Source organism: Achromobacter sp. ES-001 (assembly GCF_019448355.1).
Classification (GTDB): domain Bacteria; phylum Pseudomonadota; class Gammaproteobacteria; order Burkholderiales; family Burkholderiaceae_B; genus Achromobacter; species Achromobacter spanius_B.
The window spans coordinates 5,637,528-5,652,108 of the sequence record NZ_CP079940.1 but is presented as its reverse complement, the minus strand read 5'-3'; the positions used below and the strand labels follow the sequence as shown (position 1 = coordinate 5,652,108).

The following is a 14,581-nucleotide window of genomic DNA, read 5'->3' as shown; positions in this document are numbered from 1 at the left end:
GGTCTTCCCCTTATTTGCCCTGGAACACCGGTGCCCGCTTTTCCAGAAAGGCGCGGCGCGCTTCCTGGGCGTCTTCGGTCTTGCCGATAGCGGCGGTCATGTCCTGTTCGTAGCGGTAGCCGTCGCGCAGGCTCATGTCTTCGATGGCGTTCAGCGTTTGCTTGGCCAGCACGGTGGCCAAGGGGCTCTTGGACGCCAGCTCGCGCGCCAATTCCAGGGCGCGATCCATCAAGGCGTCGGCGGGCACGGAGGCTTCGACGATGCCCAGGCGATAGAGCTCGTCGCCGTCCACGCGCAAGCCCGTCAGCATCATGCGGCGCAAGCGGGAATGGCCGAACAGCCGCATGCCATGGCGTCCACCGCCCAGCAGGCCGACGTTGATTTCAGGCAGGCCGACCACGGCCGTCGATGCCGCCAGCAAGATGTCGCACGAGGCCACGATGGCCAGCCCCGCGCCCAGCGCAGCGCCGTTGATGGCGCCGATGACGGGCTTGGCGCATTCGCGAATGGCATGAAAGCACTCGCGGGTGCGGCGCGAGTGCTGCGGCAGGTCGCCGGGACCCTTGATGGTGGCGGCGCGGTTCTTCAAGTCCGCGCCCGCGCAAAACGTCTTGCCCTGGCCGGACAACACCACGGCGCGCACCTCGGGCGTTTCCGAGATGCGGTCCAGCACCCAGGACAGCTCGTTCATCATGTCGGTGCTAAGCGCATTCACCGGCGGGTTGGCCAGCAGGATGACGGCCACGCCGTCTTCAAGTGTGACGTCCAGCGCGGTGTAGGGGCCGGTCAAGTTGTCGGGCATGGTCATGTCCGTGTCTCCGTCTTGTTCAAATGATCTTGCGCTGGCGCAGGTCGGCAATCTGCTGCGCGCTCATGCCCAGTTCTTCAAGCACTTCGGCGGTGTGTTGCCCCAGCAGGGGCGGTGCGCGGTCGGCGCGCAGGTCAGCCGTGGCGAAGCGCAGGGGGTTCATCACTTGCGGCACGCTCTTGGCGGTGGGGTGCGGCAGGCGGCGCAACATGGCGCGGTGCGCCACCTGCGGGTCGTCGAACACTTCAGGCACGGTGTTGATCGACCCGGCCGGCACGCCGGCGGCCTTCAGCGCTGCCAGCCAGTGCGCGCGCGGCTGCGTAAGAAAGATGGCGTCCAGGATCGGGTCCAGCGTTTCCTGATTCGTCACGCGCTGGCTGTTGGTGATGTAGCGGGGGTCTTGCGCCAGCTCGGGCTTGCCCAGCAGGCGGCACAACGCGGCAAATTGCGCGTCGTTGCCCACGACGATGACGATGTCGCCATCGGCGCAGACAAAGGTGCGTTGCGGTTGGATGTTCGGATGCGCGGTGCCGGTGCGGCGCGGCACGCGGTTGCCCAGCAGGAAGTTCATGGCCTGGTTGGCCAACAGGCCGACCTGCACGTCCAGCATGGCGACGTCGATGTACTCGCCCTGGCCCGTCTGCGAGCGCCGCAGCAGCGCGGCCACGATGCCCAGCGCGGCGTAGACGCCGGTGGTCAGGTCCACGATGGGCACGCCCACCTTTTGCGGGCCGCCGCCGGGCTTGTCGTCGCGTTCGCCCGTGACGCTCATCAGGCCACCCATGGCCTGGATCAGGAAGTCGTACGCGGGCTCGGCGGCGCGCGGGCCGGTCTGCCCGAAGCCGGTGACCGAGCAATACACCAGGCGCGGATTGATCTTGGCCAGCGAGTCATAGTCCAGCCCCATGCGCGCCAGGGTGCCAACCTTGTAGTTCTCCAGCACCACGTCCGCGTCGCGGCACAGGTCCTTGACCAGCGCCTGCCCTTCAGGCGTCTGCAAGTCCAGCGTGATGGACCGCTTGCCCCGGTTGGTGGCGATGAAGTAGGCGCCGTCGGTGGTGTCCTGGCCGTGCTCGTCTTTCAGGAAAGGCGGGCCCCAGGACCGGGTGTCGTCGCCCAGGCCCGGCCGCTCGACCTTGATGACGTCCGCGCCCAGATCGGCCAGGATCTGGCTGGCCCAGGGGCCGGCCAGAATGCGGCTCAGGTCCAGCACTTTCACGTTTGATAACAGCGGCTGCAAAGCCTTCTCCTTGACTCCTGTGATGTGCAGGTAGTCTAGGATTTCCGGCTTGCGGCGGGATGCACCCGAGGCACAAAGCTGTTATGCGTTTGGCGCACCGACCCGCGTGCAATGGCAATGACGCGGCAACAACGCGGGCAAGGAAAAGCCGGGGGCTTGTCAGCGGCCCGTGTCGGGGTAATTCGGGCCAGCGTCGTTAAAGCCGCCGCTGCTGTAGGGATTGACGGCGCCGGGGTGCGGCGGGCCACCGGGGCTGTTGGTGCAAGCGCTTACCAAGGCAGAGATGGCAAGCGTGGTCAGCAAGGCAATCAACGTCGATTTCATGGTGGTCTCCTGCGGCTGCCCCGGGGCAAGGCGAGAAGAAATTATAGGGCGGCGACCGGTTGCCGGTGGGTGCGTTTGGTCCGAGGCGCGTCGCAGCGCTGCCGATACGCCTTGACCGCGTCGGAATCCGCCGGCTGGAAATAGGGGTGCGGGTACTGCGCCTGGCGCATGGCGTCGTGCAGGCGCCGGCCCCAGACGCATTGCGCCTGCGCCTCGTCCCACAGGCGCACCGCCTGCTCAGGGCGGTCGTGTTGCCATAGCGCCAGGCCATAGTCGGCCACCAGCTCTTCATTGCGGGACAGCTCCCGATACGCCACATGCAGCAGGCGCAGCCCTTCTTCGCTGTGGCCTTGCAGGCTCAGGATCCAGCCCAGGGTGCCTTGGTTGAACGCGTTCGGCCCCATCTCGCGGATCGATTGCCGCGCCTGGGCTTCGGCTTGGGGCAGGTAGTCCGGAAAGTCCGCCAGAAAATAGGCGATGTTGTTGGCCCAGTCCGTGTCGCTGGCGCGCCCTGCGCGGGCGAGCTTGGATTGACGCTGTTGCAGCGTTTGGGCATCGGCCAGCGCCAGGTCGGGCATGCCCAGCAGCCGCTCTACGTCCAGCCGGTCGCTTAGCAAATCGGTGTCGACGGGTTTCAGGGATTGCGGAAACCGCCATTCGCGTGCCCGCATCAGCCAGTGGCGGGCATCGTCCTGCCGACCGACCATCAACAGCAATTGCGCCAGGTTCAACTGTTGTTGCGGGGTGGCGGCGCAGTGCATCGCGCCGATCAGGGCATGCGCGCCGTCGACGTCGCCCTGGCTGAACTTGCGGTTGATGGCGTCCAGTTCGTCGAAGCAGGCGTGGTTGTCGGTGACGGGCGACTCGATGGACAAGGATATGGGCACGGCCGGCGTGTCGTGGCTGAAGTAGGCCGTGGCGCCTTGGCGCGTGGTGTAGCCCAGGTCTACCCATTGCTCGCCCCAGCGCTGGCGCATGGTCAGGATGTAGGGCCACGCCGGTACCGGTTCTTTGGTGCTGCTGCTGGAATGCAGCTGGAAGAAGTGGCCCCATGCGCCGTCGCCGACGCGTCGGATCAGCGTGAAGTCGTCGGGGTCGTGTGGCTTGTCGGTCCAGACCCAGGCGGTACGGCCCTGGTCGTCGGTGACGCCGTGCAGGATGCCGTCCTGGCTGGGCGTGTCTTCAATGAACTCTTTCTTGCCCGTCAGGAACAGGCGATACGGCGTGTGAGGCGCGAGCGCACTGGTGTGGTCGCTGAGCAGTGTCAGGGTCAGGGTCTGGCCATGGGTGCCCCGGCCGTACTGGGCCATGCCGGGCGGGGGCTCGGTAAGGGCGGCAGCGGAAGGCGCGGCGGGTGTGGCAGCTTGAGAATCGCTGGGCAGCACAGGGGGCAGCACGGCGGGCGTCACGGCGGGCGCCATAGGGGGCGCCATAGGGGGCGGCATATCGCCCACCGTCGCGGGTTCGGCGTGAGCGCCCGGCAAGGCCAGCAGGCCGGCGGCGGTCAGGATCAGCGAGGTCAGGCGGTGCAGGGTGAACTGGGGCATGGAGGTGGCGGGCACGAGGGCGGCCCGCCCGTCATTGAGGCGGGCCAGATTGTGTCACGAACGCGCGGCCTGTTGCTTGTCGGTCCCGATTGCTGGCGACCGTTTTTGATCGACACCGATCGCAGCCGGACGGTTCCGCCTGCGTCCTATCGCGCTGACGGCTTCTACCGCTGTAGTCGTGCGGTGATGAAGGCGTTGATTGCGCGGGTGGCCTCGTTGTCGGCACCGACGTCGGCGTTGACCTGCGCGTGGTTGCGGGCAACGCCGAACAGCGCGGCTTGGCCGCCTTGTGCCGTCAACAGGTCGGCGTAGCGCTGCGCCCGTCGGCACGGGTCGGGCCGCAATGTGGAACAGACGAACAGCGCGGGCGGCTGTGGCCCGGTCAGTTGCGCGGCGGGCGACGCCTGCGCCCATTCGGCGGGGTCCGCGCCGAAGGCCTCGTCGTAAAACGAGGCGTGCGGGCGCGGCATGACGTCCAGCAGATCGAAGCCCGCCCCGTCCAGGATGATGCTGGCCCGCCACAAGGGGGCGCCCGTGCGCTGGCGCATCGCGGCGTCGGCGGCCAGCAAGGTCAACAGGTGGCCGCCTGATGAATGGCCCATGACGAACAGGTTGTCCGGGTCGGCGTGCCAGCGGGCGGCCTGCTGGCCGATCCACGCGATGGCCCGCCCCAGGTCTTCGGCTTGCGCGGCCGGGCGGGCTTGCGGCATCAGCCGCGTGTTGACCGAGACCACGGCGTAACCCCGGGGCAGCCAGTAGGCCAGCTTGTCCTGCACGACGTCGGGCGTGGCCTTGTCGCCGCCTTTCCATGAGCCGCCGTGCACTACGACCAGCACGGGGGCGGGTCGGCCGTGCTGTGTCGATGCATCGGGCAGATAGACATCGGCGATCTGGGCGGGGTCGGGGCCGTAGCGCTGATCGGCCAGCACGGCTGCCGGAAACGTCGAGGCGGTGGCTATCGGGGCGGCGTACGAAACGGCCATGCCCGGCCAGGGCAGGGCGGTGGCCAGCAACAAGGTCAACAGCAAGCGGGGCGCGCGCATGGACGGGACGAGGCGAAGGCGGAACGCCGATCAATGTAGCGCAGTTGCAGATGTCGCCGCCGACCGTCCCACCGCTAAGCCGACCCGACCGACGCGACCGACCCGCCACGCCACGTCCTCATCCCCGCGCCGCCGCATCCGCCGCCACCTGTGGCATGCTGCGCCCGTTCGCCGTTTTTCCACCGATCCGACCCCAGCCTTCATGCTCAAACTTCTACCCCGACTCTGCGATTTCCTGCTGTTGGCCGGCGCCGCCGCGCTCTTTGGCGCTTGCCTGACGTCGCTGTTGACCACGGGCGCCTACGGCTGGGCGGTGCCCGACGCGCCTTACCTCTACGGACCTCGCGATTTCTACGCCGACGCCGTGCTGGCGGGGCTGGCCGGGCTGCTGCTGTTGACCCTTGCCGAGCGCCTGGCCGGTGCCCGCCTGACCGTGGCGGGCCGCGCGGTCGCGGGGCTTTCGGCGACGTTTGCGGCGGCGCTGCTGGCGCTTTACCTGGCGCCGCCCGCGCCGATCGTGTTCGGCAACACCTGGGCGTGGGGCGAGGCCACGCGTGAACTGTTTCTGGCGCAATGGCCCTTGGTGCTGCCCATTGCCCTGGCGACGACGGCGGTGCGTTGGGCCTTGCTGCGCGTGTCCAGGCTCGGGGCGCGCTAGCCGCAGGCCCGGCCCCGGCAGGCAGGCGCGTCACCCCGCCCGCCGGTAATTTTCAGCCGGATTTCTGCCCGTATGCGCTAGGATTGTCGGCGCAATTCCCCAACCCGATGTCCGCCTCCTCTGGAGAAACCCCGCATGACCTCCCTAGACTCGTTCGCCATCACCAAGAAGTGGCCCGCCCAGCATCCCGACCGCATCCAGCTGTATTCGCTGCCCACGCCCAACGGCGTGAAGGTGTCGATCCTGCTGGAAGAAATCGGCCTGCCCTACGAGCCCCATCGGGTGGCTTTCGACAAGCAAGACCAGTTTTCTCCGGAATTCCTGTCCCTTAGCCCCAATAACAAGATCCCGGCCATCCTTGATCCCAACGGCCCGGGCGGCAAGCCGCTGGCGCTGTTCGAGTCGGGCGCCATCTTGATCTACCTGGCCAGCAAGACCGGCCAGTTCATCCCGACGGACACGGCCGAACGCTACGAGACGCTGCAATGGCTGATGTTCCAGATGGGCGGCATCGGCCCCATGTTCGGCCAGCTGGGGTTCTTCCATAAATTCGCCGGCAAGGACTACGAAGACAAGCGCCCGCGCGACCGCTACGTGGCCGAGGCCAAGCGCCTTCTGGGCGTGCTGGACCAGCGCCTGGAAGGCCGCGACTGGGTCATGGGTGACGAATACACCATTGCCGACATCGCCATCTTCCCGTGGGTACGCAACCTGGTCGGCTTCTACGAAGCGGGCGAGCTGGTCGGCTTCCCGCAGTTTGCGAACGTGGCCCGCGTGCTGGAAACGTTTGTCGCGCGCCCGGCCGTGGTGCGGGGCCTGACCATTCCGAGCTAGGCATGGAACTGCGCCAGCTGCGTTACTTCGTGCGCGTGGTCGAGGCCGGCAGCATCGGCCGCGCGGCGATGTCCATCGGCATGGTCACGTCGGCCCTCAGCCAGCAGATCAGCCGGCTGGAGGGCGAGCTGTCGACGCGGCTGTTGCAGCGCAGCGCCAGCGGCGTGGTGCCGACCGATGCCGGGCTGGCGTTTTTTCGGCAGGCGCAGCTGGCCTTGCGCCACGCGGATGACGCCGTGCAGGCCGCGCAACAGGCGCGGCTGGCCGGCCACGTCAGCGTGGGCCTGTCATCAACCACCGCCGCCATTTTGGGCGCGCCGTTCCTGCAAGCCATGAACGAACGCTACCCGGACATCCGGCTGCATCTGGTCGAGGCGCTGTCGGGCCACCTGGCCGACATGCTCAACGGCCGGTTACTGGACCTGGCCATCGTGTTCCAGGCCGAATCCGCGCGCCGTTGGAGCATCATGCCGCTGCTGGACGAGCCGCTGTTCCTGTGCGCGCGTCGCGACATGCCCGGGGTGCCGGGCGGCGACACGACGCGGCTGGCCGACATCGCGCATCTGCCCTTGGTGCTGCCCAGCGGCCGCCATGGCTTGCGCGCGCTGGTCAACAACGCCTTCCTGCAACTGGGCCAGACGCCGCGCGTGGTGGCCGAGGTCGATGGCTTGTCGCTGTTGATGGACGTGGTGCAGCTGGGCAGCGCCGCCACCATCCAGCCCAGCTCCGCCACCGCGCGTATTGCGCCCGGGCAGTTGCACATGGCCCGCATCGACGACGCCCACTTGTTCCGTCCCAATCTGCTGGTCAGTCTGTCCGACGACGAACTGTCGCCCGCCGCGCTGGCCGCGCGCCTGGTGCTGGCCGACGTCTCGCGCACGCTGGCGCAACAGGGCAAATGGGCCGTCGTAGCCCTTCACGATTCGTGAAGACCCGTTGACGCCCGCCTGATATCGCGGACGCCGCCCCGTCAGTACAGTCAGCCCATTGAATTGGGGACGATGGCATGGTGGACGTCTTGGTGGTGGGAGGGGGCAACGCGGCGCTGTGCGCGGCCCTGATGGCGCGCGAGGCCGGCGCCAGCGTGTTGCTGCTGGAAGCCGCGCCGCGCGAATGGCGCGGCGGCAATTCGCAGCACACGCGCAATTTGCGCTGCATGCACGATGCGCCGCAAGACGTGTTGATCGACGCCTATCCCGAAGAGGAATACTGGCAAGACCTGCTGAAAGTCACTGGCGGACAGACCAACGAACATCTGGCGCGCCTGGTCATCCGCGAATCATCCACGTGCCGCGACTGGATGCGCCGCCATGGCGTGAACTTTCAGCCGCCGCTGTCGGGCGCGCTGCATGTGGCACGCACCAACGCCTTTTTCATGGGTGGCGGCAAAGCGCTGGTGAACGCGTATTACCGCAGTGCCGAAGCGCTGGGCGTGCAGATCCGCTACAACGCGCCGGTCGATGCGCTGGAGCTGGAAGACGGCCGTTTCAAGGCCGCCCGCATCGGCGACGAACGCATCGAGGCGCGCGCCTGTGTGCTGGCGGCGGGTGGCTTCGAGTCCAACCGCGAATGGCTGCGCGAGGCCTGGGGCCAGAACGAACGCGGCGAATGGCCGGCCGACAATTTCCTGATCCGTGGCACGCGCTTCAACATGGGCGTGCTGCTGAAATTCATGCTGGACGCGGGGGCGGACGGCATCGGCGACCCCTCGCAATCGCACTGCGTGGCAATCGACGCGCGCGCGCCGCTGTACGACGGCGGCATCTGTACGCGCATCGACTGCGTGTCGCTGGGCGTGGTGGTCAACCGCGACGCTGTGCGCTTTTACGACGAAGGCGAAGACTTCTGGCCCAAGCGCTATGCCATCTGGGGCCGGCTGACCGCCATGCAGCCCGGGCAGATCGCCTATTCCATCATCGACGCCAAGGCCATCGGCCGCTTCATGCCGCCCGTGTTTCCGGGCGTGAAGGCGGACACGCTGCCCGAACTGGCCGACAAGCTAGGGCTGGACCCGGCCACCTTTGCACAGACCTTGCGCGACTACAACGCCGCGTGCCGTGTCGGTACCTTTGACCACACCGCGCTGGACGACTGCCACACAGAAGGCATCGCGCCCGCCAAGACGCATTGGGCACGGCCCATCGACACCGCGCCGTTCTACGGCTACGCGCTGCGCCCCGGCATCACCTTTACCTATCTGGGCTTGAAGGTGGACGACACCGCCGCCGTGCGCTTTAACGACGTGCCCAGCGACAACCTGTTCGTGGCCGGCGAAATGATGGCCGGAAACGTGCTGGGCAAGGGCTATACGGCCGGCGTGGGCATGTCCATCGGCACGGCGTTCGGCCGCATTGCCGGCACCCGGGCCGCCGCCGCCGCGCGCGCCCAGACCCTTGCAAAGAGCACGACATGAAGCAGCTTGAAGCCCTGGCCCGCGAGGCCCAGTCGTTTTCCACCCCGCATGCTTCGACGCCCGGCAGCCCCGCCGTGGCCGAGCAACCCGCGATGCCCGCCGCCATGGTCGAACACCCCGTCCAGTGGCGCGGCAAGAACGCCAAGCCGCAAGCGGACGCATTGACCGAAGACGAAACCGAAGTGGCGCGCGTTATGCAGATCTGCAACGCCTGCCGCTATTGCGAAGGCTTTTGCGCGGTGTTTCCCGCCATGACACGCCGCCTGGAATTCGGCAAGGCCGACCTGAACTACCTGGCCAACCTCTGCCACAACTGCGGCGCCTGTCTGCACGCGTGCCAGTACGCGCCACCACATGAATTTGCGGTGAACGTGCCGCAGGCGATGGCCAAGGTGCGGGTGCAGACCTACACCGACTACGCCTGGCCGGCCGCGCTGGGCTCGCTGTACAAGCGCAACGGCCTGGCCTTGTCGCTGGCCACTGCCGCCGGCTTGGCGCTGTTCCTGGTGCTGGCCGTGTTGATGGCGGGCGGCTTGTTTCATGAACCCATGGCCGGCAATTTCTACGCCGTGTTCCCGCACAACACGCTGGCGCTGATGTTCGGCGTGGTGTTTGGTTTTTCGATGTTGGCCCTGGGCGTGGGCGTCACGCGCTTCTGGCGCAACGTCAGCCCGGGGGCGGCATCCGGCGCGGCGGTGGCCGAGGCCGCGCACGACGCGCTGCGCCTGCGCTATCTGGACGGCGGCCACGGCAAGGGCTGCAACAACGCCGACGATGCGTTCACCTTGTGGCGCCGGCGTTTTCATCACTTCACCTTTTACGGCTTCATGCTGTGTTTTGCCGCCACCTGCGTGGCCACGCTGTACCACTATCTGCTGAATCAGCAGGCGCCGTATCCGTTGCTGAGCGCGCCGGTGTTGCTGGGTACGGCCGGGGGCATCGGCTTGCTGATCGGGCCGGCCGGTTTGCTGTGGTTGAACATCAAGCGCCATCCGCAACAGGGCGACGCGGCACAGAAGCCGATGGATCGCGGCTTCATCGTGCTGCTGTTCCTGACCAGCGCCACGGGGCTGGCCTTGCTTGCCGGGCGCGATGGCGGCGCGATGGCGCTGTTGTTGGCCATACACCTGGGCGTGGTGATGGCCCTGTTCCTGACGCTGCCCTACGGCAAGTTCGCGCACGGTATCTACCGTTCGGCGGCGCTGCTGAAGTGGTCTATCGAAAAGCGCCAGCCGAACAAGCTGCAACTGGGCTCCGATTGATCTGACCCGACCCGACCCCACCCGCGCCACGCGGGCATGACGGCGCCCCGGCGAGGGCGCCGCATCCGATGACAAACGAGGAGACTTCAATGATCCAAACCCGACTGCTGGCGCGCGTTGCGCTGGCCGCCTGTTTGCTGCCGGCGTTGCCGGTGGCGCACGCGCAATCTTTCCCAACCAAGCCCATCACGCTGGTGGTGCCGCATTCCGCCGGGGGCACGTCCGACATCCTGGCGCGCACGGTTGCGGCGCAAGCGGCCAAGACGCTGGGCCAGACCATCGTCATCGACAACAAGGGCGGCGCCAACGGCACCATCGCGGCCAAGCAGGTGGCCTCGTCCGCGCCGGACGGCTACACGCTGCTGCTGGCTACCGCCAGCACGCATGGCATCAACCCGTCGTTGTACTCGCGCATTTCGTATGACGCGGTGAAGGACTTCACGCCCGTCACGCTGTTGGCCACGGTGCCCAACGTGCTGGTCATCGGGCCCAACGTCAAGGCGGCCAACGTGCAGGAATTGATCGCCTACCTGCGCGGGCAGGGCGACAAGACGAACATGGGCTCGGCGGGCGCCGGCACGCCTGGCCATCTGGCAGGCGAGATGTTCAAGAGCGCGGCCAAGCTGCAATTCACGCACGTGCCGTACAAGGGCGGCAGCCCGGCCATCACGGATTTGATCGGCGGTCAGATCGACTTCATGTTCACCACCATTCCGGGCGTGTTGCCGCACGTGAAGGCAGGCACGCTGCGCGCGCTGGCGGTGACCTCGCCCGAGCGTTCGCCGGCCATGCCCGACGTGCCGACGATGGCCGAGTCCGGCCTGCCCGGCTTCCAGGCGGTGTCGTGGCACGGCGTGGTTGCGCCGGCCGGCACGCCGCCCGAGGTGGTCAACAAGCTGAACGCGGCGTTAAGCGGTGCGCTGGCCGCGCCCGCGGTCAAGCAGCGCCTGATGGAAGAAGGCGCTGCCGCGTCCACCCTGAACACCGCCGCGTTCGGCACGTTCATCCAGAGCGAGATCGCGGCCTGGGCGAAAGCGGTGAAGGATTCGGGCGCGACGGCGAACTGACGCACAGGGGGCGAATAGCGGCCGCCGGGCCGCCGATCGTACCCGCGAATGACAGCCTTGCCTTCCCGGCGGGCGCCGTACACCGGGGCTTGCGGACCCCGGCCAGCATGCTAGGATCGCCGCCATGTTGACGACCCTGTTGCTTGCCCTGCTGGCTGCCGCGCCCGCCGCCCCTGCCGCTGACCCCGTTTCGTCCTATCCCCTGCAATGCCTGTACGCCGCCAAGCACGAGGGCGGCTCGCTGGAATCCCAGGACCATTGCGCGCGTGTCGACGGCGACACGCTGACTTTCGCTGCCCAGGCGCTGGCGCGCATGGATTTCAACGCGGACGGCTTGTCGCCGGCATACACGCACGGGTCATGGCGATGGGTACGGCCCGACGGCAAGTCCGTGGCCGTGGTCACGTACGACAATTTCGCCGACGACTTTGAAGACGGGCTGACACGCGGGCCGTGGTCAGGCGGCATGGCGTATTACGACGCCCAGCTCAATCGCGTCATCACGACGCCTTACGATTGGGTCGACCGTTTTGAAGGCGGGCTGGCCGTGGTGTGCCAGGGCTGCCGCAAGGTGCCTGCCGCCGGGGGCGAGCACTACTACATGGCGGGCGGCCAATGGGGCGCTATCGACCGCCAAGGCCGGGTGGTGATGCCTTTGCGTCACGAAGCAGCCAGCCTGATGCAGGACGTGGAAGCCGCGCGCGCGGGCGCCGACACGCGGCGCTGAGCGCCTGCCGGTCGTTCTCAACCGGCACGCCGCATTACCCTCCAGCCATCAGCTTGCCCAACGTCACCATGCCTTGTTCCATGTCGACGCTCCAGGGGTGCCCGTGGTTAAGACGCATGAAATTTCCGAACGCGCCCGATGACGAAAACAACGGCCCTGGTGCAATGCTGATGCCGTGATCCAATGCCGCCCGATGCACCTTCAGCGTGTCGATATGCTCGGGCAACTCTACCCAAACGAAGTAGCCGCCGGCCGGGCGTGTGGCGCGCGTGCCTTTGGGAAAGTAGCGCGCCACGGCCTGCAATAGTTCGCCCTGCTGCAATGCCAGCGCCTGCCGGAACTGGCGCAGGTGGCGGTCGTAGCCGCCTTTTTCCAGATAGGCCGCGATGGCGGCCTGGGTGGGCGCGGCGGTGGCCAGGCTGGTGGTCAGCTTGTTGCGCATGATCTGCCGGGTGTAGCGTCCCCCCGCGACCCAGCCCACGCGATAACCCGGCGCCAGCGTCTTCGAGAACGACGAGCAATGCATCACGATGCCCTCCTTGTCGAACGCCTTGGCCGGGCGCGGCCGTTGTTCGCCAAAGTACAGCTCGCCGTAAACGTCGTCTTCAATCAGCGCCACGCCGTGGCGCGTCAGCAGCTTGACCAGCGCTTCTTTCTTGCTGTCGGGCATCAGGCTGCCCAGCGGGTTCTGAAACGTGGTCATCAGCCAGCAGGCGCGCGGACGGTGCTGCACGATGGCGCGTTCCAGTGCTTGCAGGTCGATGCCTTCACGCGGATGCGTGGCCACTTCGATGGCGTGCAGCTGGTTGCGCTCCAGCGATTGCAGCGCGGCATAGAAGGTGGGGGATTCGACGATGACCGCATCGCCCGGCTGGGTCACCGCCGCCAGGCTGAGGTTCAGCGCGTCCAGCGCGCCGTTGGTGATGATGATGTCGTCCACCGGCACCGACAGGCCATCGGCCAGATAGCGCAATGCAATGGCGCGGCGCAGCGCCGCGTCGCCCGGGCTGAGGTCGTCAATGGAACCCCACGGATCCAGCCGCTGCGCCGCCGACGCCATGAACTTGCCCAGCCGCGCGTAGGGCAGCAGCGACGGGCTGGGAAAGGCCGAGCCAAACGGCACCATGTCGCGGCGCAGCGTGGCGTTAAGCACTTGCAGCACGTTGTCGCTGACGTCCACCGGGTGACGCCCGGCGGTGGCGCTGGACAGGGCGTCGGGTTCCGGTAGCGCGGCGTGCGGGGCGCGCAGCACGTAGTAGCCGGACCGATCGCGCGCGCGGATCAGGCCGCGCGCTTCCAGCAGGTAATAGGCCTTGAACACCGTTGATGGGCTGACGCCCCGGCTGGTGCTGGTCTGCCGCACCGAGGGCAGGCGGTCGCCGACTTGCAACAAGCCGGAACTGATGGAGGCGGTGATGTCTTCGGTCAACCGTTCATAGCGCTTCATGGCGGTGTCGTTTCAAAAAGGGGAAAAAGAGGGCGGTTGCGGTACACGGGTGTGACGGTGCGCCGTCATGTCGACATGCCGATGGCGCGCATCAGAAGCCGCAGCGCGTAGGCCGCCACGCCCAAGGTGGCGACGCTGGCGGCCCACAGCAGCGCCAGCCACAGCAGGCGGCGCGGCCAGGCAGATGTTGTCCAGACACGCATCAATGGAACTCCTCGCCGGTGCGAACCTTGCCGCGAAACACGTAGTACGACCACGCCGTGTAGGCCAGGATAATCGGAATGATCAGCAACGCGCCGACCAGCGCGAAGCCCTGGCTTTGCGGCGGCGCGGAGGCCGTCCAGATGGAGACGTCAGGCGGAATGATGGCGGGCCAGATGCTGATGCCCAGGCCCGTGTAGGCTAGAAACACCAGCGCCAGCGACAGCATGAACGGCCCGGCGGCGGGCGTGGCGCGCACGCGCCGGATCAGCTCGAAGCCGGCGGCGGCCACCAGCACCGGCACCGGGAAAAACCAGAACATATTGGGCAGGCTGAACCAGCGCTGCGCAATCTGCGGCTGCGCCAGCGGCGTCCACACGCTAAGCACCGCGATCACGGCCAGCAGCGTCAACGTCAGCGGCCGGGCGATATCGCACATGTGGCGATGCAGCCGACCTTCGGTTTTCATGATCAGCCAGGTGCAGCCCAGCAAGGCATAGCCCACCACCAGCCCCACGCCGGTGAACAGCGAGAACGGGCTGATCCAGTCCCACGCGCCGCCGTGATAGGCGCGCCCCACCACCGGAATCCCTTCGATGTAGGCGCCCAGCGTCACGCCCTGGAAGAACGTGGCGGTGACCGAGCCAAAGACAAAGGCCAGGTCCCAATAAGGGCGATGGTGTTCGTCGGCCTTGAAGCGGAATTCGAACGCCACGCCGCGAAACACCAGGCCCAGCAGCATGAACACGAGCGGCAGGTGCAGCGCGCTGAGGATCACCGCATACGCCAACGGAAACGCCGCCATCAGCCCCGCGCCTCCAAGCACCAGCCAGGTCTCGTTGCCGTCCCAGACGGGGGCCACGGTGTTGACCATGACGTCGCGTTCATCGCGGTTGCGGATCAGCGGAAACAGAATGCCGATGCCCAGGTCGAAGCCGTCCATCACCACGTACATCATCACGCCGAACAGAATGATGACGGCCCATATCAATGCAAGGTCGATGCCCATG

The 14,581-nt window shown here is 67.2% G+C and carries 15 protein-coding genes; 7 read left to right on the top strand and 8 right to left on the bottom strand.

The features are described 5' to 3' along the window. Positions 1–10: 10 nt before the first annotated feature. From KYT87_RS25620 to KYT87_RS25600, 5 genes are all read right to left on the bottom strand, one after another. A complete protein-coding gene (locus tag KYT87_RS25620) occupies positions 11–808 on the bottom strand; it encodes an enoyl-CoA hydratase/isomerase family protein (RefSeq protein WP_370512786.1) in 798 nt (265 codons plus the stop codon). 19 nt (positions 809–827) lie between these two features. Next, positions 828–2,048 carry a CaiB/BaiF CoA-transferase family protein gene (locus KYT87_RS25615; protein ID WP_104141887.1) on the bottom strand — a complete coding sequence of 407 codons (1,221 nt, stop codon included), beginning with the start codon at positions 2,046–2,048 and terminating at the stop codon, positions 828–830. A 159-nt stretch (positions 2,049–2,207) separates the two neighbouring features. Then, on the bottom strand, positions 2,208–2,372 hold the full coding sequence (locus KYT87_RS25610; RefSeq protein WP_185975430.1) for a hypothetical protein: 165 nt from the start codon (positions 2,370–2,372) through the stop codon (positions 2,208–2,210). A gap of 41 nt (positions 2,373–2,413) precedes the next feature. Further along, positions 2,414–3,919: a tetratricopeptide repeat protein gene (locus tag KYT87_RS25605; RefSeq protein WP_255593560.1), complete on the bottom strand. Its 1,506-nt coding sequence runs from the start codon at positions 3,917–3,919 to the stop codon at positions 2,414–2,416. Between the two features lie 164 nt (positions 3,920–4,083). Beyond that, a complete protein-coding gene (locus KYT87_RS25600; RefSeq protein WP_219991158.1) occupies positions 4,084–4,962 on the bottom strand; it encodes an alpha/beta hydrolase in 879 nt (292 codons plus the stop codon). Positions 4,963–5,164: 202 nt separating this feature from the next. Here KYT87_RS25600 and KYT87_RS25595 point away from each other — a divergent pair, with 202 nt between their 5' ends. The 7 genes from KYT87_RS25595 (at position 5,165) to KYT87_RS25565 (ending at position 11,923) form a co-directional block, all read left to right on the top strand. Then, positions 5,165–5,620, top strand: a complete 456-nt coding sequence (locus KYT87_RS25595) for a hypothetical protein (protein WP_219991157.1) — start codon at positions 5,165–5,167, stop codon at positions 5,618–5,620. Between the two features lie 135 nt (positions 5,621–5,755). Continuing rightward, a complete protein-coding gene (locus KYT87_RS25590) occupies positions 5,756–6,454 on the top strand; it encodes a glutathione binding-like protein (RefSeq protein WP_104141892.1) in 699 nt (232 codons plus the stop codon). Positions 6,455–6,456: 2 nt separating this feature from the next. Further along, positions 6,457–7,383, top strand: a complete 927-nt coding sequence (locus tag KYT87_RS25585; RefSeq protein ID WP_046805130.1) for a LysR family transcriptional regulator — start codon at positions 6,457–6,459, stop codon at positions 7,381–7,383. A gap of 77 nt (positions 7,384–7,460) precedes the next feature. Continuing rightward, on the top strand, positions 7,461–8,867 hold the full coding sequence (gene tcuA / locus KYT87_RS25580) for an FAD-dependent tricarballylate dehydrogenase TcuA (RefSeq protein ID WP_219991156.1): 1,407 nt from the start codon (positions 7,461–7,463) through the stop codon (positions 8,865–8,867). Beyond that, on the top strand, positions 8,864–10,129 hold the full coding sequence (gene tcuB / locus KYT87_RS25575; protein WP_046805128.1) for a tricarballylate utilization 4Fe-4S protein TcuB: 1,266 nt from the start codon (positions 8,864–8,866) through the stop codon (positions 10,127–10,129). The genes tcuA and tcuB overlap by 4 nt, the downstream gene beginning before the upstream one ends. 89 nt (positions 10,130–10,218) lie before the next feature. Next, entirely contained in the window at positions 10,219–11,196 is a 978-nt protein-coding gene (locus KYT87_RS25570) for a tripartite tricarboxylate transporter substrate binding protein (RefSeq protein WP_219991155.1), read from the top strand. Positions 11,197–11,320: 124 nt separating this feature from the next. Next, positions 11,321–11,923, top strand: coding sequence for a WG repeat-containing protein (locus KYT87_RS25565; protein WP_219991154.1), 603 nt, complete (start codon positions 11,321–11,323; stop codon positions 11,921–11,923). Between the two features lie 34 nt (positions 11,924–11,957). On the opposite strand, the gene KYT87_RS25560 is transcribed toward KYT87_RS25565, so the two are convergent. The 3 genes from KYT87_RS25560 to cydB form a co-directional block, all read right to left on the bottom strand. Continuing rightward, positions 11,958–13,370: a PLP-dependent aminotransferase family protein gene (locus KYT87_RS25560; protein ID WP_046805126.1), complete on the bottom strand. Its 1,413-nt coding sequence runs from the start codon at positions 13,368–13,370 to the stop codon at positions 11,958–11,960. A gap of 65 nt (positions 13,371–13,435) precedes the next feature. Further along, the gene (locus KYT87_RS25555; RefSeq protein WP_082134497.1) at positions 13,436–13,573 is read right to left on the bottom strand and encodes a DUF2474 family protein; all 138 of its coding nucleotides are present in this window, start codon (positions 13,571–13,573) and stop codon (positions 13,436–13,438) included. Further along, positions 13,573–14,580 carry a cytochrome d ubiquinol oxidase subunit II gene (gene cydB, locus KYT87_RS25550; protein ID WP_219991153.1) on the bottom strand — a complete coding sequence of 336 codons (1,008 nt, stop codon included), beginning with the start codon at positions 14,578–14,580 and terminating at the stop codon, positions 13,573–13,575. The genes KYT87_RS25555 and cydB overlap by 1 nt, the downstream gene beginning before the upstream one ends. Between the last annotated feature and the right edge of the window lies 1 nt (position 14,581).